Origin of the sequence: Paraburkholderia sp. SIMBA_053 (assembly GCF_046534895.1) — a bacterium.
Classification (GTDB): Bacteria; Pseudomonadota; Gammaproteobacteria; order Burkholderiales; family Burkholderiaceae; genus Paraburkholderia; species Paraburkholderia caledonica.
Map to the genome: position 1 here is coordinate 393,811 of NZ_JAWRXU010000004.1, position 16,993 is coordinate 410,803.

Annotated in this window: 15 protein-coding genes; 8 read left to right on the top strand and 7 right to left on the bottom strand. The window is 61.8% G+C overall.

Features of this window, described 5'->3' with window-relative positions; translation table 11 throughout:
* Nucleotides 1-198: 198 nt before the first annotated feature.
* Nucleotides 199-1,167, top strand: coding sequence for a LysR family transcriptional regulator (locus tag SB753_RS16860; protein WP_392394497.1), 969 nt, complete (start codon nucleotides 199-201; stop codon nucleotides 1,165-1,167).
* On the top strand, nucleotides 1,164-2,480 hold the full coding sequence (dctA, locus tag SB753_RS16865; protein WP_410800864.1) for a C4-dicarboxylate transporter DctA: 1,317 nt from the start codon (nucleotides 1,164-1,166) through the stop codon (nucleotides 2,478-2,480). The genes SB753_RS16860 and dctA overlap by 4 nt, the downstream gene beginning before the upstream one ends.
* A 40-nt stretch (nucleotides 2,481-2,520) precedes the next feature.
* Here the strand turns inward: dctA and SB753_RS16870 are convergent, their stop codons facing one another.
* Both SB753_RS16870 and SB753_RS16875 read right to left on the bottom strand, forming a co-directional pair.
* A complete protein-coding gene (locus tag SB753_RS16870) occupies nucleotides 2,521-3,303 on the bottom strand; it encodes a substrate-binding domain-containing protein (RefSeq protein WP_087753769.1) in 783 nt (260 codons plus the stop codon).
* Between the two features lie 54 nt (nucleotides 3,304-3,357).
* Nucleotides 3,358-4,656, bottom strand: a complete 1,299-nt coding sequence (locus SB753_RS16875) for an MFS transporter (RefSeq protein WP_020068383.1) — start codon at nucleotides 4,654-4,656, stop codon at nucleotides 3,358-3,360.
* Nucleotides 4,657-4,870: 214 nt separating this feature from the next.
* Here SB753_RS16875 and SB753_RS16880 point away from each other — a divergent pair, with 214 nt between their 5' ends.
* From SB753_RS16880 to SB753_RS16900, 5 genes are all read left to right on the top strand, one after another.
* Nucleotides 4,871-5,758, top strand: a complete 888-nt coding sequence (locus SB753_RS16880) for a LysR family transcriptional regulator (RefSeq protein ID WP_410800866.1) — start codon at nucleotides 4,871-4,873, stop codon at nucleotides 5,756-5,758.
* Between the two features lie 111 nt (nucleotides 5,759-5,869).
* On the top strand, nucleotides 5,870-6,886 hold the full coding sequence (locus SB753_RS16885) for a succinylglutamate desuccinylase/aspartoacylase family protein (protein ID WP_410800868.1): 1,017 nt from the start codon (nucleotides 5,870-5,872) through the stop codon (nucleotides 6,884-6,886).
* Between the two features lie 29 nt (nucleotides 6,887-6,915).
* Complete coding sequence (locus SB753_RS16890) at nucleotides 6,916-8,277, top strand: MFS transporter (protein ID WP_410800870.1); 1,362 nt, start codon at nucleotides 6,916-6,918, stop codon at nucleotides 8,275-8,277.
* 57 nt (nucleotides 8,278-8,334) lie between these two features.
* The gene (locus SB753_RS16895) at nucleotides 8,335-9,210 is read left to right on the top strand and encodes an MBL fold metallo-hydrolase (RefSeq protein ID WP_410800872.1); all 876 of its coding nucleotides are present in this window, start codon (nucleotides 8,335-8,337) and stop codon (nucleotides 9,208-9,210) included.
* Between the two features lie 359 nt (nucleotides 9,211-9,569).
* Nucleotides 9,570-11,087 carry a transglycosylase SLT domain-containing protein gene (locus tag SB753_RS16900; RefSeq protein WP_410800874.1) on the top strand — a complete coding sequence of 506 codons (1,518 nt, stop codon included), beginning with the start codon at nucleotides 9,570-9,572 and terminating at the stop codon, nucleotides 11,085-11,087.
* 61 nt (nucleotides 11,088-11,148) lie between these two features.
* On the opposite strand, the gene SB753_RS16905 is transcribed toward SB753_RS16900, so the two are convergent.
* Entirely contained in the window at nucleotides 11,149-11,727 is a 579-nt protein-coding gene (locus tag SB753_RS16905; protein WP_410800876.1) for an ester cyclase, read from the bottom strand.
* 487 nt (nucleotides 11,728-12,214) lie between these two features.
* On the opposite strand from SB753_RS16905, the gene SB753_RS16910 reads away from it, so the two are divergent.
* Nucleotides 12,215-13,420 carry a sugar ABC transporter ATP-binding protein gene (locus tag SB753_RS16910; protein ID WP_410800878.1) on the top strand — a complete coding sequence of 402 codons (1,206 nt, stop codon included), beginning with the start codon at nucleotides 12,215-12,217 and terminating at the stop codon, nucleotides 13,418-13,420.
* Between the two features lie 139 nt (nucleotides 13,421-13,559).
* Here the strand turns inward: SB753_RS16910 and SB753_RS16915 are convergent, their stop codons facing one another.
* From SB753_RS16915 to SB753_RS16930, 4 genes are all read right to left on the bottom strand, one after another.
* Nucleotides 13,560-14,432, bottom strand: a complete 873-nt coding sequence (locus SB753_RS16915) for an endonuclease/exonuclease/phosphatase family protein (RefSeq protein WP_410800880.1) — start codon at nucleotides 14,430-14,432, stop codon at nucleotides 13,560-13,562.
* 140 nt (nucleotides 14,433-14,572) lie between these two features.
* Entirely contained in the window at nucleotides 14,573-15,541 is a 969-nt protein-coding gene (gene hutG / locus SB753_RS16920; protein WP_410800882.1) for a formimidoylglutamase, read from the bottom strand.
* Entirely contained in the window at nucleotides 15,538-16,314 is a 777-nt protein-coding gene (locus tag SB753_RS16925; protein ID WP_020068393.1) for an amino acid ABC transporter ATP-binding protein, read from the bottom strand. The genes hutG and SB753_RS16925 overlap by 4 nt, the downstream gene beginning before the upstream one ends.
* Nucleotides 16,311-16,979: an amino acid ABC transporter permease gene (locus SB753_RS16930; RefSeq protein WP_020068394.1), complete on the bottom strand. Its 669-nt coding sequence runs from the start codon at nucleotides 16,977-16,979 to the stop codon at nucleotides 16,311-16,313. Before SB753_RS16930 ends, SB753_RS16925 begins: the two co-directional genes overlap by 4 nt.
* Nucleotides 16,980-16,993: the final 14 nt, after the last annotated feature.

A 16,993-nucleotide genomic window follows, 5' to 3' on the forward strand; every position in this document is an offset into this window, starting at 1 on the left:
ACTACCAGAGCTGCTTTAATGGTCAGGCGTGGGCAAATTGCCGCCCACAGGTTTGCATCGCTACAGAACGAAGTATATATCGGAATTTCACGATATGCTTGGAGGCACTACCGGCGGTAGGGAAAAGACTCGTGGCTATGCCAAAAAATCCAGCCGCGTCATGCAAAATGAGCACATCTAGGATGTGGAGAGTGACTCGTGGGCGTCAATTTCGATTTGAACGACTTGCAGGCGTTTCGCGCGGTGGTGGAACTGGGGAGCTTTCGCAAGGCCGCCGAGGCTGTCAGCATCTCCCAACCGGCCTTGAGCCGTCGCATTGAGAAACTCGAGGAAGCGCTCGGCGTGCGTCTCTTCGAGCGCACCACGCGCAGCGTCACGCTCACGACCGTCGGGCGCGTGTTCGCCCCGAGCGCCGAACAACTGCTCGACGATCTCGACGTCGCGTTGCTCGGCATCCGCGATGTCTCTTCAAGCCGGCTGGGTCATGTGACCATTGCCTGCGTGCCGTCGGTGGCGTATTACTTTCTGCCCAACGTCGTCGCAAGCTACCATCGCCGCTTTCCGCGCATCAGGGTGAAACTGCTGGATTCGAGCGCGAATGAGGTGCTTGGCGCTGTGATCAGCGGTGAGGCTGATTTTGGCGTGAGTTTCATGGGTAGCCAGGAGTCCGAGGTCGAGTTCAAGGTGCTGCTGCAGGAGCGCTTCGTTGCCGCTTGCCGTCGCGATCATCCGCTCGCACGCAAGAAGCGCGTCACCTGGAACGAGCTTTACGAGCATGAGTACGTGTCAGTGGACAAGACTTCCGGAAACCGTCTGCTGCTCGATCAGGCACTCTCGGCAGTGGCGCCGCGCGCGCCGAGCGTCTGCGAGACCCGTCACGTCACAACCATGCTCGGCCTCGTCGAAGCGGGGCTCGGTGTCGCCGCCGTGCCGTCGATGGCCATGCCCGGCCGCGATCATCCGATCCTCACGAGTGTGCCGCTCGTTGAACCGGTAGTGAAGCGGCGCGTGGGAATCGTGAGGCGCCGGGGGCGTCCGCTTACTCCGGCCGCGCAGGAGTTTCACAGAACGATTGTCGAGATGAGGCAGGGCGGCGCCGAAGGCAGCGATGGTTCTGACGTCAACACGTCTGCGAAAGAACGGCCAGTCCGGAAGACCGCATCGTGAGGTCGGCAAGACCGCTTCGTTCGCTTTATGTGCAGGTCCTGCTGGGCATGGTGCTCGGCGTCGCAGTCGGTCATTTCCTGCCGCAAGCGGGCGCGCTGCTCAAGCCTTTCAGCGATGCATTCGTCGGCCTCGTAAGGATGATGATTGCGCCAATCGTCTTCTGTACGATCGTCTCAGGGATCACGTCGCTTGCGAGCGGCAAGGCGATCGGGCGCACGATCTTCAAGGCGCTGGCGCTCTTCTACTTGCTCACCGTCGTGGCGCTAGCTTTCGGGCTCGTCACCGCGATCGTTCTGCGACCCGGCGCGGGTATGCACATCGACGCGCACGGTCTGGACACGAGCATCCTCGCGCAATATGTGAAGCACGCACAGCCGGGCGGCCTGGTCGCGTTCACGCTGAGTGTCATCCCCGAGACGATGCTCGGCGCCTTCGAGAAGGGTGACGTACTGCCCGTACTGCTGCTCTCGCTACTCTTCGGCTTCTCGCTGAACTCCTGCCCGAAGGCGGGCCGGCCGGTGCTCGCACTAATCGACGGCGTCGCGCACGTCCTGTTCCGGATCCTCGCGATGATCATGCGGCTTGCCCCGCTCGGCGCATTCGGTGCGATGGCGTTCACGGTGGGCCGCTTCGGCATCCGCTCGGTCGGCTCCCTCGGCATGTTGATGGTGTGCTTCTACGTGGCATGCGTGCTGTTCATTGCGCTGGTGCTAGCTCCGCTCGCGCGGCTGCATGGTTTCGCGCTTTGGCGGCTCTTGCGCTACATGCGGGAGGAGTTGCTCATTGTTCTCGCGACATCTTCCACGGAGCCGGTACTGCCGCGCCTGATCGTCAAGCTCGAGGCGCTCGGTTGCGACAAAGGGGTCGTGGGGCTCGTGCTGCCCGCCGGATATTCGTTCAATCTCGACGGCACCGCGATCTATCTGACGCTCGCTTCGATGTTCATCGCGCAGGCGTGCGACGTGCCGCTTTCCGCATCTCAAGTCGCGATGATGCTCGCGGTCATGCTGCTCACGTCAAAGGGGGCTGCCGGCGTGTCGGGTAGCGGACTCGTCGCGCTCGTCGCGACGCTGACGGTGATCCCGGATCTGCCGGTAGCGGGTGTGGCGCTGCTGGTGGGCATCGACCGCTTCATGTCCGAGGCGCGCGCGCTGACGAGCGTGATCAGCAACGCTTGCGCTGTGATCTTCGTTTCCATGTGGGAAGGGGCGTGCGACCGTGCGCGTCTCGCTCAGATGCTGGGGGCGGCAGCGGCATCTGCAGGCGACGCGGACGGTGCGGAGGACTCGGCGAGACGTACCCCGGGAATGTGACAGGAAGGCCGCAGCAGGCAAGCCTTCCTTCGGGTTTGCGTCAATGAGCGGAAACGGTATCGAGTCCGGTCGACTTCACTTCTGGCTGGACGCCGGGCGAAGCGAGATAGTCGAGCAGAGCTTTTGCTTCTTTCGGATGCTGTGCACTGACCGGAATGCCGGCCGCGAAACGCGTGACTGACTGCAGCGATTCGGGAATCTTGCCGACGAAGGTCGCGCCCTTGACAGGCAGCAACTCGCTCACCTGCTGGAAGCCGATTTCGTAGTCGCCGTTCGCCACGACCGAGGCCACTGGAATGCGCGGAATCATCTTCGCCTTCGCTTTGACCTGATCCTCGATGCCAAGCTTCTTGAACAATTCCCGCTCGATATAAACACCGCTGGCGCTGTCCGAATAGGCGATCGACTTCGCATGCAGCAGCGTCTGCCGGAGCCCGTCTACGGAACTGATATCGGGCTTCGCCGCACCTTCGCGAACGACCATGCCGATACGCGAATCGGCCAGTTCGACCCGCGATCCGGGGACGACCTTGCCTTTCTGGATCAGATCGTCGAGCGCGTATCCGACCATGATGACGGCGTCCGCCGGCTCGCCACGCTCCAGCCGGTTGGGAATCGCTTCGGGCGATTTGCCCATCGACGGACCGAGCGCGGTGTCGAGCGCGTTGCCCGTCTCCGCCGAGAATTTCGGGCCGAGCACTTTGTACGCCGCAGTGAAGCCGCCAGAACTCATGACGTGCAGATCGGCGGCGTGCACGTTCGCCGCGGCGGCCGAGGTTGCAACCAGTGCTGCGGCGCACAGTTTTCGAATCAGGTTTCTCATGATCGTAGTGTTGTCGGAATATGGGTGTTTCTGGATGCGGAGCGCGGAAGCGGATCAGTGAGCCGGAGTCAGCGTCGTTGCGCGGCGGCGATACAGTGCGAACGTTGCCATCAGCGCGCATGCAGCGGCAAAGCTCATCCAGTAGCCTGGTGCGGCCTTGTCGCCCGTCATGTGGATGAGCGCCGTGGAGATCGCCGGCGTGAAACCGCCGAACACCGCCGTCGCGAGGCTATAGGCGAGCGAGAAGCCTGCGACGCGTACTTGTGCCGGCATCACTTCGGTCAGTGCGACGACCATCGCGCCGTTATAGATGCCGTACATGAACGAGAGCCAAAGAAGCGCGAGCAGCATGTTGAGGAAGCTCGGCGCGTGGGCGAGGAGCGACAGCGCCGGGTAGGCAGTCGCGATGGCGAGCACCGTCATTGCGACGAGGAGCGGCCGGCGGCCGAGCTTGTCGGACAGAGCGCCGCCGATCGGCAGCCACACGAAATTCGACACGGCGACACACAGCGTGACGAGCAGACTGTCGGCGGTGCTCAGGTGCAGAACGGTCTTGCCGAAAGTCGGTGCGTAGACGGTGATCAGATAGAAGCTCGCGGTGGTCATCGCCACCAGCATCATGCCTGCAATCACTACGGTCCAGTTCTGGACCAGCGTGCGGAACACTTCCTTCATGCTCGGACGATGCTGGCGTGCCTTGAACTCCTCGGTTTCCTGCAGGTTACGACGCAGCATGAAGATGAACGGCACGATCATGCAGCCGACGAAGAACGGAACGCGCCATCCCCAGGACGCAATGGTAGCGGCGCTCATCGACTGGTTGAGCGCGAAGCCGAGGGCTGCGGCCACGACAATCGCGACCTGCTGGCTCGCGGACTGCCAGCTCGTGAAGAAGCCCTTGCGGCCCGGCGTGGCCATTTCGGCGAGATACACCGAGACGCCGCCCAGTTCCGCGCCCGCCGAGAAACCTTGCAGCAGCCTCCCGATCAAGACGAGCGCCGGCGCCAGCAGGCCAAGCGTTGCGTAGCCCGGCACGAACGCGATCAGGATGGTGCCGCTCGCCATGATGGAGAGCGTGACGATAAGACCTTTGCGGCGACCGACGTCGTCGATGTACGCGCCCAGCACGATTGCGCCCAGCGGTCGCATCAGGAAACCGGCGCCGAAGACCGCGAACGTCATCATTAATGAGGCGAATTCGCTGTCAGCCGGGAAGAAGACCTTGGCGATCTGGGTGGCATAGAAGCCAAACAGGAAGAAGTCGAACTGCTCGAGAAAGTTTCCGGCCGTTACGCGGAAAACCGCCGCGGCCTTTGAACGGCCCGACGAAAGGGTAGAGGGCGAGGGGTGCATCGTTGTCTCCTGAAATCCCGAAAGATGCTGTGGTTCCGCTCTTTGTGGATTCGCGAATATTGGCCCTTGCCCGGCAAAAGGATAAGTGCAATCTTTTTAATGATTGATGTTCATTGGTTATCAATCGGCGCTGTGTCGACTCTGCCTGGCCGAGCTGCGTGGTCGCGGCGCAATTCTGCGATCATTGCTGACAATCTGAACTGCTGGAATGAGCATGGAACTTCGGCATCTTCGCTATTTCATTGCTGTTGCGGAATTGCGCAGCGTACGGGCGGCGTCCGAGCAGCTGCACGTCACGCAACCTGCAATTTCCCGCCAGATACAGGATCTCGAAGACGCCATCGGCGCCGCGCTGTTCGAGCGCACGCCGCGCGGGCTGAAGCTGACGCCCGCCGGCGATGCGTATCTCTCGGAAGCACGCGAGATCCTTGCGCGTGTCGATGCCGCCAACCGGCTGGCGCGGCGCATCGCAGCCGGCGTGCAAGGTCACCTGCGCATCGGTTTCGTTGAAAACGCCGTGTGGAGCGGCCCCGTATCGAGCGCGTTGAGCGCTTTCGAACAGGCGGCACCGAACGTCGCCCTCGAACTCACGCCGATGAACACGCCCGAGCAACTCGACGCGCTCGCCGCGGGACGGCTCGACGGCGGCTTCTGCTATCGCTTCGGCGCGTTGCCGGAAGGCATCGCGAGCCTGCATGTGCTCGATCAAGGCGTGGTGCTTGCCGTGCCGCAAGCGTGGCCGCACGGCAGCGCAGGCGCGATCAGCGCACATGAACTCTCCGGCAGGCCGTTCATCGCGTTCCCGCGCCGCGTCTATCCCGCTTACTACGATCGTCTGCTGTCCGCCTGCGCCGAACGAGGGCTCACGCTCGATATCAGACAGGAGGCGTCGACGGAAACCGCGATACTTTCACTGGTTTCGGCAGGGATGGGCGCGGCCATCGTCAATGCCGCGAATCGCGACAGGCCGCCCGCACGAGTGCGTTTCGTCGATTTGCTGGACCTGGAGATTTCCTTGCCGCTTGAATTCTGCTTCGTCGCACATGAGGCGGCGCACGCAGCGAATCCCACGCTGAAGCGTTTTCTGGACCTGCTGACATAGCGACCGGCAAGCGATGCCTGCAAGGCATCGCCAGGAGCAGAAAACGGCATTGGCCGGACGTTTTTTCGTCGCCGATAGTAAAGGCACCCCAAGCTCTTTACTGTTCGCGCCATGTCCACTTCTGCTTCGCTCATCGCTACCGATATCGACTTCGAACGCTCCGGCTTCCAGACCGGCACACTGCGTCTGCCGTATTCGCACGACCGCTCCGCATACGGCCACGTGCCGATCCCGCTTGCCGTGCTCAACGCTGGTGCTGGTACGGGCCCGACCGTTCTCCTGACGGGTGGCAATCACGGCGACGAATACGAAGGACCCGTCGCGCTGATGAAGCTGATGCAGCGCATGCCGTCGATGACCATACGCGGTCGCCTGATCGTGATACCGGGTCTGAACTTTCCGGCCTTCGTCAACGGCACGCGCACGTCGCCGATCGACCGCGGCAACCTGAACCGCCTCTTTCCCGGCGCCCGAAATGGCCAGCCGACGGAAATGATCGCGCACTACGTCGAAAGCGAACTCCTGCCACGCGCCGATGTCGTGATCGACCTGCATGCCGGCGGCGCGTCGTTCGAGCATGCACCCACGCTGCTCGCGTCGCCGCCTGCCGACGGCGAGCGGCACGCGTTGTATATGGACCTCGTGCGCGAGTTCGGCGCGCCGAACACGATGATCATGGACCTGCTCGGCGAAGACCGCACGTTCGCGGCCGCAGCCGAACGGCACGGCAAGCTTTTTCTGTGCGGCGAGTTCGGCGGACATGCAGGCTGCGACGCCGTGAATCTGGCGATTGTCGAAAGCGGCTTGCAGCGCGTGTTGGTTCGGCTCGGCGTGGTGTCCGACACGCAGCCGACACCGGCCGGCAAAACGCGCTTTCTGCGCGTAGAAGGCGCGCGTGCTTACGTGTATGCGCCGCTTGCGGGTGTATTCGAACCCGCGTTCAGACTCGGCGATCAGGTGCGCGAGGGTCAGCTGGCAGGACGCCTGTACGATCCGCACCGCCCGTGGCAGGCGCCGGCCGATATCGCGTTCCGCAGCGACGGCATGGTCATTTGCATGCGGACCTTTGCACGGGTGGAACCCGGCGACTGCATCGCGCTACTCGCTGCACGAGTCAACGCAGATTGAGCCAAGTCCATCAACGCCGGAGACCGCGCATGAATGTTCACCCTGTTTCAACCCAGCCCGCCGATGTCGTTGCACATACCGGGTCTTTCGATAGCGTGCGCCATCCCGTGTATGTCGTGCTGCTGTTCTTCGTCTGTTTCGCATTTTCGTATCTGGACCGCCAGGTCGTCAGCATCCTCGTACAGCCGATCAAGCAGTCACTCGCGCTCACCGATACGCAGATCGGCCTGCTGCAAGGATTTTCATTCACGATGTGCTACGCAACGGCAGGCGTGTTCGTCGCGAGGCTCGTCGATCGCGGCAACCGCGTGAAACTGATCGCCGCGTGCATCGCGATCTGGGCGATTTCGACAATGGCGTGCGGCTTCGCGACCAACTTCACGGAACTGCTGCTCGCCCGCGCCGGAACGGCGGTTGCCGAGGCCGCCTTGAGTCCCGCGGCGCTGTCGATCTTCAGCGACATCTTTGCGCCGCGCCGCGTCGCACGCGCGAGTAGCGTGTTCATGCTCGGGCCGTATGTAGGCGGCGGCGCTGCGCTGTTCGGCGGCGGTATGTTGTTGTCGGCGGCAGCTGCGGGCGACGGCAGCGCGTGGCTCAGCGCACACGGCTTTGCGCCGTGGCAAGCGGTGTTTGTTGCCGTGGGATTGCCCGGCATTCTGCTGGCCGCGCTCGTCGCGTTCACGGTTCGCGAACCGGCGCGGCTCGAAACCAGCATGCGTGGAGCGCATGCGCAGAACGAGATGCCGTCGCTGCGCGACGTGCTCGCCGAGCTGTTCGTGCGTAATCGCTTCTGCTTGCCTTACTTTGCGGCCTACGTCGCGCTGATCACGCTGTTCTACTCGCATGCCGCATGGTTCCCGACCTTGCTGATGCGCCATTTCCACCTCGCACCGAAAGCCGTTGGACAGATGGCGGCGCCTGCGTACATGGTCGGCGGTATTCTAGGGGTGGCATGCGCGGGAATGCTCGCAACGCGCGTCACCGACGACACCACCTTGCGCAAAGTGCTCGGCTTCTCCGCGTGCGCCGTTGCCTTGCTGGTGCCCGCCGCGATCGCGATGCCGCTAGTCGCGAGCAGCAGCCTTGCCATCGTGCTCTATGGCGTCAGCGCTTTTACCGCCAGCATCGCAATCGGTCTCGCACCCGTGCCATTGCAAATCGCCGTGCCGAACCGCATGCGCGGCCGTTCCCTGGCGCTGCTCGTCTTCATGACCAATGCGATCAGCGGCGGCGTGGGGCCGCTGTCGGTTGGCTATCTGAACGAACGGCTGGGACACACGGGAACGAGCCTTGGAAGCGCGCTGGCGCTGGTCGGTGGCGTGTCGGCGCTCGTCAGCGCGTTACTCTATGCAGTGGCGACCCGGCGCGTTCGCGCTGCGACGGCTGAGTGAAACGCGCACTGACACACATACTAAAACCTGCATTCGAACCGAAGAGAACGGATTGCCATGAAACCCGCCTCACAAGTCCATCACGTCGGCGCCGCGACCATCACGCGGGTCGATGAAACCGGCTTCGCGCTCGCGCCGAACCTGTTATTCCCGGCGTGGAGCGATGAAGATGGTCGCGAGCTCGAGGAACGCTTCGCCACTGAAAGTCTGGATCTCACTAACGCGCGAGTGCCGTTGAAAACGCATCTGTGGGTCGTGGAAGTCGGCGGTGTGACGATGGTCGTCGATACGGGCATCGGCAATGGCAAGTCCCGGCCGTTCAGCGCGCTCTTCGACAAGCTCGATAATCCCGTGCTCGAACGCTTCGAATCGGCCGGCTTCTGGCGCGAGGATATCGACTACGTGCTGCTCACACATCTGCACGTCGATCACGTCGGCTGGAATACGCATTGGCAGGACGGTCGCTGGACGCCCGTGTTTCCGAACGCGACCTACGTGTTCGGCGAGCGCGAACGCGACTTCTTCGCTACCCCGGAAGGCGCATCGCGGCGGATGGTGTACGAGGACAGTGTGCTCCCGGTCATCGAGGCCGGTCAGGCGCGTGCCGTGCCGGATGCAGGTGCGGAGATTCTCGACGGCATCCGCTTCCTGCCGACTTTCGGCCATAGCATCGGTCACATGGCCATCGAGCTTCGTTCACGTGGCGAGACAGCGCTCTTTTCCGGCGACGTGATGCACAGCGCGGTGCAAGTGCATCGGCCCGAATGGAATTCAATGTTCTGTCTCGATCAGGAGCAGGCCCGCGCTTCACGCGAGCGTCTGCTCGCACATGCAGCGGACACGGGCGCGACGGTGTTTGCCGCGCATTTTGCCGAGACATCGGCGGGGACTGTGCGGCGCGTCGAAAAGGGTTTTGAATGGCGCTATGCGTGAGGGTGGGGACACCGCAGCGCGCGAAGTATGGCGTCCCTTCCGATCACGGAATCTCTCGTGTCGATGGTCTTGAAGCTGGCGACGCCGACGCAGAACTGGTGAAAGCCAATCATGAGCGATAAAGAACAGCGCGAAGCCAGCCGGCAGAAACCGATATTGCCATCAGCTTGAAACTACTGCCGTATTCACCGCTTTCAAAGCCGCGATAAACCTTGAACCGTTTTCGCAGGCAACTATGCTGTAAATGAGCCGGAGTGCAGTGCTTAAAGAGCTTCCCGCTCGAATCGACCGCCCCGCAGGACGACGGTCAACATGGGCTAGCGCTGACGCGGCGGCCCGGAACCGCAACGGTGTACATCATGCGTTCTGCTCGTTTCTGGACGGTGGCAGGCCTCTTTGCGCTGTGCGCGTGGAGTACGGTTTGCGCCGCAGCTGGACCGGCAACCAAGGCTTCGGCTGCGTCGTCGCCGTCCGTGCCTTCCAAACCGGTGCCTGCGAGCCCGCCGCGCCGGATCGATCTGACAAACAAGCCGTGGCGCGGCGATTTCGACGCAATGCTCGAACGCCGCGTGATCCGCGTGCTCGTACCTTTTAGTCGTACGCTGTATTTCAATGACCGGGGACGTGAACGAGGATTGAGCGCAGATTTCGTGCGCGATTTCGAACGGTACGTCAACAAGACCTACGCCGATAGACTCGACAAGCGCCCGATCACCGTGTTCATGATTCCGACGACACGCGATCGGCTGCTACCCGGCCTCAACAGCGGCATGGGCGATATCGCCGTTGGCAACCTGACCGTCACCGACGAGCGTCTGAAACAGGCCGACTTCGTCACGGCGCGCGCCCTCAAGCCAACGCGTGAGCTGGTACTGACAGGGCCGAAATCGCCGGAATTGTCGAAGCTCGACGATCTAAGCGGAAAGACGGTTCACGTGCGCCGCTCCAGTAGCTACTACGAAAGTCTGAGTGCACTTAACGGCCGCTTCCAGAAAGCCGGTAAGCCGCCGATGCGGCTTGTGCTGTTGCCGGATGCGCTCGAGGACGAGGATGCGATGGAGATGCTGAACGTCGGTCTGCTTCAGATCCTGGTGGTGGACGACTGGAAGGCGCGGATGTGGGCGCAGATGCTGCCGAATGTGAAGGTGCACGACAACATGTCAGTGCGTGAGGGAGGCTATGTGGGTTGGGCTATCCGCAAACAGAGTCCCAAGCTCAAAGCTGTGATCAGCGATTTTTACGACAATTTCATCACGAAGCAAAGCGTCGCTGAGGTTCGCCTCAAACAGTATATGCAAGGCATCAAGCAGATCCATAACAATGCTGAGAGTGCCGAACTCAATCGCTTCAATCAGACGGTGGCCTTATTCGCGAAGTACGGCCAGCAATACGGCTTCGATCCGCTCATGCTCGCGGCCCAGGGTTATCAGGAGTCGCAGCTCGATCAGCAGGCCAAGAGCCGCGTGGGAGCCGTCGGCATCATGCAATTAATGCCGGCCACGGGTAAGGAACTTAATGTCGGCGACATCCGGATAGCGGAGTCGAATATCCATGCCGGCGCCAAGTATCTCGATCGACTCATGACGCGTTACTTCCAGGACGCGCACTTCTCCGAGGTGGACCGCCCGCTGTTCGCCTTCGCGAGCTATAACGCCGGACCCGGAAGCATCGCGAAGATGCGCAAGGAGGCCGCAGCCCGCGGCCTCAACCCGGACGTCTGGTTCAACAACGTCGAGATCGTGGTGGCAGAGAAGATTGGAATTGAGACAACCACGTACGTGCGAAACATCTACAAGTACTACGCGTCGTATCGCCTGCTGATGGACGCGCAGGCGCAGCGAACCCGCGCGGAACAGCAAGTGGGTCGCCAACCTTGACGTTCGGTGAACGCCTCGCGGGGTTGCTTCGGGCTTGCTCAACCTCGTTGCGTACCGGTGACTACTTCGCGACGACGCCGAGTTGCTGCAGGAAGGTCAGATTGTCTTCGAGATGCCAGTTGTCCGTGATCTTGCCGTCGCGAATGCGGTAAATGTCTGTCGCGATGAAATCGACTGTTTGGCCTGTGCCCTGAGTGCCGTTGAAGGTGCCGGTGAAGTGACCGGTGAAATGCAGATGCGTCACGACGCGATCGCCGGCCACGATCATCTGCTCGACCGACGCCTTAACGTCGGGCACGGCCGCATGGAATGCACTGGATGCTGCGAGCGGCCCGGCGATGCCTTGGGGCCGGCCGGGCGGCAACGTGCGATCCGTGAAGTTCTCCGCCAGCGCGGCGCGGGCCTGCGCTTCGTCGCCGGTGGTCCAGAAGGTATCGTAAGTCCGAGCGGCGCGAATCTGCGCATCGAGCTGCTTCTTCGGAAGCGTGTGATCGACAATCAACGTTTGCGGCTTTACGAGGTGGTCGTCAGGAGCGGACGTCGCGGCTGCGGTCGCAGGCAATGCGGCGGCAAACAGCATGACGGCCGAAGCAGCGAAAGCGGCACCGACTTGCGAAACGAACGGGAAAGCGCGGGACATGAGTGTTCTCCGGATGTGTAGGTGTGGTGAGAATCGGTTTTGAGTTGCTCGGTGGCCACGGAGCGCTGCGAACCGGATGCATTCTCTATTCAGCAGGGCCTTGTGATAATTGGTCTAGGGCTTGATTGTTTTTCAACCAGAACTGAATAATGCTTCGCACCGAGAAGGCGCAAAAAGCATAGGTATAGGCATGCATCGGCGACGCCGGTGTCTATTCTTCAGACACTACGACCAACGCGTGTCAGGTCAGCTCTGCAGTCGTCGTCAGCCATTCCGCGTCTCGCGCGGAATGTGGGACCGACATCTCCAAACTACCTCGGCCCGCGCGGGCGCAATGCGCCGCCGGCAGTCAAAACGGACGCCTGTGGCTCGGCATGGGCAGCTGGTCAATAGATGGCGAACGCCTGGCGGCAAGCGCATGGACCTCGCCATGAAGCAAATGCTTCGGTGAGAATCGTTTCAGCTGTTCACCTTAGGGAGGTCAGCGATGAAATATTCCATTCGTGCAAGGCTTATTCAGTCTGCCTGGATCATGCTGCTTGCCGTACCTTATGCAGCATGGGCGCAATCTCAAACAATAGTCACGATCGCTGGCACTGGGGTGCAAGGGTACGCTGGCGACGGGGGGCAGGCTACATCAGCACTCATTGCTCCAGAGGGTCTGTCTGTCGACCACCACGGCAACCTGTTTGTTGCCGAACCGGTGAACCATGTGGTCCGGCGTATCGACCACGCCACCGGGATCATCACCACCTTCGCGGGCACCGGTCAAACGGCCTATAACGGCGATGGGTTGAAAGCAACAGCGACAAACCTCGACTATCCACAAGGTGTAGCGGTCGGACCAGACGACGATGTATATATCGCCGATTATGGGTCGACCAGCCGCATCTTGCGCGTCGATCATCACACGCTGACGATTCACACGGTTGCCGGAGGAAGCCAACGTGGGTTCTCCGGAGACGGAGGACCGGCAAGTGCTGCGTTGATCAACGCGACGGACATCGCCTTCGATCGCGACGGAAACCTCGTCATCAGCGATTCTGGCAACCAGCGCATTCGGCGCGTCGATCGACGCACCGGCATCATCGCGACAGTGGTGGGCGGTGGCATAAATGGAGCGGGTCCGGCCAGCGGCCCCGCGGCGGAAGCCGGCTTCCTCTACTACATCACGACGGCGTTCAACCGGCGCAACGACATGTTCTTTGCCGACGCTGGTCTTGACACCGTTCGCGAACTCGACAGACAGCGTCAAACATTTACGACAGTCGCGGGGGTCTATCCGGGGACGACAGGAGTAGCTTTTCAGGCGGGCTACAACGGTGATGGACAGCCTGCCACACAGGCGCTACTTAACTATCCCTCGCATATTGCGGCCGATTGCGCAGGAAACCTAACCATCAGCGATAGCGCCAATTACCGCGTGCGGCAGGTAGACCGGGAGACGGGAACCATTGAGACTATCGCCGGCACGGGTACGGCGGGCTACTCGGGTGACGGAGGTCTCGCCATTCAGGCTATGCTCATGCAGCCACGGGGCCTCGCGTTCGCGCGTGACGGTGCCCTGTATGTCGCCGATGGTCTCCGGATTCGCAAGATTGCCGGGCTACCGGGCCATCATCGCTGGGATTGCCGCGACAACCGTCGCTACGGTCTTGACCGCGACGGTCGTGACGATGACGACAACCACTGAGGAATCGTGACCGGCCGAGATTCGCTGTGCGCCGCTAGCTGCAGTCGGTCAGTTTTTAGCGGTTCGCTCGAGTCGTAGGGCGGCTACTCGAAGGGTGCCGCGGGGTTCGGCACTTGTTGCCTTGGTCCGTCTTCGCGGATCAGCGCAATTCGAGCCACAGCGGTTGATGATCGGACGAACGGCTATTCTGGTCCACGTCACAATCCACGATGCGCGGCTTCAGATCTTCGGTGACGAAAACAAAATCGCATGCGAACGGCCCGTCGGACCATTGCTCGTGATCATACAGACCGACTGTGGCAGCCCGCGGGGCACCGGGGTGCGCGCAGGCCCATGCGTCGACGAAGGCGGGCGCGCCAGAAATCGGATCCAGCATCCTGCAATAAGCAGAACCTTCGAACGCGCTGTTAAAATCGCCGCACACGATGGCAGACATAGGACGTGCAGTGTCGGCGAACGGACTGTCCAGTTTTTCCGCTTGCGCGGGACGGCGCGCATGGTCGCACGCTTCCTGATGCAATTCGTGCAGCCTCGTCACTTGCGCCAGCCGCTGTGCTTCGGAGTAGAACTCAAGATGAGTGCTGATGGCGCGCAGCGGGCCAATATCGGTTTCGATAACGGCTTCGAGAGCGACACGCAGCATCGACGGCTTGGCGGGGTCGGCCGGCCACGGGAGCGAACGACGCAGCACCTGCCTGACAGGCAGTCGGCTCACGATTGCATTGCCGAACTGACGCCGCTGTCGTGCTGCCCCGATAGGCTGAAGATCGGAACCGATCGCATCGACCACCGTCGCGCCCGGCAGCAACGCGGCGAGTTCGGCGAACTGATCAGCAGAGGGGCCGCCTGCCAATCCGCCCTGCGCCTGTCCCTCATGAAAGCCGCGCGTGACTTCCTGAAGGCACAGGATGTCGAAATCGCACAGCGCCTTTGCCTCGCGCACAATGCGGGCGAGGTCGACGCGGCCGTCTACACCGCGTCCCCACTGAATGTTCCAGTCGACGAGACGCATGATGTCCTCCTGCAGAAGCCATGACTCACAGTTTACTGCCGCGGCGTCAAATGGATAAGCCGTTAGTGCCCAGGAAACGACAAAGTGTTTGCCTAGTTGCGAGCGCGCCTGCCTCATGGACGTCAAGCGCGATGCATGATTCAAAGCAACCGGTACGCGAGTCGCGCGGCCGCTCTCGCGGTGCGTCTGTCCTGATCGAGCGTCGGGTTGTACTCTGCGATATCCGACGCGCGGAGCTTGCCCGAAGCCCGCACGCGCAGCACCATCGCTTCAACCACCGATAGCGGTACGCCCAGCGCAGCCGGTGCCGACACCCCCGGCGCCGTGGCGGCCGGCAACACGTCGAGATCGATTGTCAGATATACGTCATCCGCCGCGTCCAGCAACTTCTGAAGCTCGTTTAGACGCTGCGGCAGTTGCGTTTCCTGCATATCGACGTCTAACACGTAGCGCACGCCGAGTCGCTCCGCATGCGCGAATAGCGACGCTGTATTGCCGAGATCGCTGATGCCGAAGCACACATAGTTGAACGACACCCCTCGTTCCTCACAGTCAAGCGCGATCTGATCGAACGGCGTTCCGGAATTCGCAGGACGCTTCTGACGCAGATCGAAGTGAGCGTCGAAGTTGATGATCAGCAGCTTGCGCGATATGAGTGGCGTGGCATTATTCCCGGCTTCACGCTGCTGATGCAGTCGTAAACCGCTATACGTGCCCCACGCGACCTCATGACCGCCGCCGAACACCAACGGGCGTCCGCCGCCCGCCAGCACCTCGCTGACGACGTGGGCCAGTTCCGCCTGCGCGGCTTCGAGGTCGCCGTCATCGCACACCACATCGCCTGCGTCGGCAAGCGCGGCGATCGCCGCTTTGGCCGGCAAGCCTGCCAGCACACGGCGCAATTCCTTGGGCGCATGCGCTGCGCCGATCCTGCCTTGATTGCGGCGCACTCCTTCATCAGAACTGAAGCCCACGATCACCGGCACATCGCGCTGCACCTGCTGCGCGCTACCGAACGGCGTCACCTGATTGAAAACACGCCGCGTGTCGCCGGGCTCGCCGTCGTCGGAACGGCCTGCCCACACCTTGCCATCAAATGGGACTCTCATGCGCGTGACAACACCGCCTGCAGGAATGCGCGTGTGCGCGGCTGCGATGGCGCAGAGAAAATTTCCGCGGGCGGTCCTGCTTCGACGATCACACCGCCGTCCATCACGACCACCACGTCGGCCACTTCCTTCGCGAAGCCCATTTCGTGCGTGACGACCACCATCGTCATGCCTTCGCTCGCGAGCAGTTTCATCACTTGCAGCACTTCGCCGACCAGTTCGGGATCGAGGGCAGACGTCGGCTCGTCGAACAGCATGACCCGTGGCTGCATCGCTAGCGCGCGAGCAATCGCAACCCGTTGTTTCTGACCGCCCGACAGACTCGCCGGCATCACATCCGCCTTGTGCGCGAGCCCGACTTTCTCCAGCAACGCGATCGCAGCCGCTTCGGCCTGCGCCTTGCTGGCGCCACGCAACATGCGCGGACCCACGGTAATGTTATGCAGCACCGACAGGTGCGGAAACAGATTGAACGACTGAAACACCATGCCGACCTCGGTGCGCAGCGCATTCAGCGAACGCTCCTTGAGCATCGCACCCTGGTCGACTAGCCGATGCCCACAAATGTCGATCGTGCCGCGTTCTGCCTGTTCGAGTCCGTTACAGCAGCGTAGAAATGTACTCTTGCCCGAGCCGCTCGGCCCGATCACCACCACGACCTGCTGCGGATGGATATCGAAATCGATGCCGTTGAGCACGGTATGCGAGCCGAACGATTTGGTCAGCCCGCGAATGCTGACGATAGGCTCATTGACTTTGGCCACGGTATTCATTGCACCATTCCTCCAGCACGCAAGCGGCGTTCGACGCGATGCAGCGCGTAATTAGTCGCCTGTGTCAACACCAGATACACCAGCGCGATGGCGAGATACACCTCTAGCGAACGATAGGACACGCTGATGATCTTCTGGCCTTCATGCATCAGATCGTCGATTGTCAGCAACGACACCAGCGCCGAGTTCTTGATCAACGCAATGAATTCGTTGCCGAGCGGCGGGATCATGCGCACGATCGCCTGCGGCAGAATGATCGCGCGCATCGCCTGCCCGGACGACATGCCGATCGAACGCGCCGCTTCCATCTGCCCGCGATCGACTGACTGAATCGCGCCGCGCACGATCTCGGATACGTAGGCCGCCGAATACAGACCGAGCCCCAGCATGCCGCACAAAAACGCCGGCAGCAGAATGCCGAATTGCGGGAGGCCGAAAAACAGCAGGAAGAGTTGCACAAGCAACGGCGTGCCGCGGAAAAACGTCAGGTACGCGGTGCAGAACCCGTACACGATGCGCCGCTGCGGCGTGAGCCGGCCGATGCCGATCAACAGACCAAGCACGCAACTGAGCGCGAGCGACGCGGCGGTCACTTCGACCGTCACTATCGCGCCGTGCATGATGTCCGGCCAACCGGCAATCACCGGCGAGAAGTCAAGTTCCATTTGGTTTGTCCGGC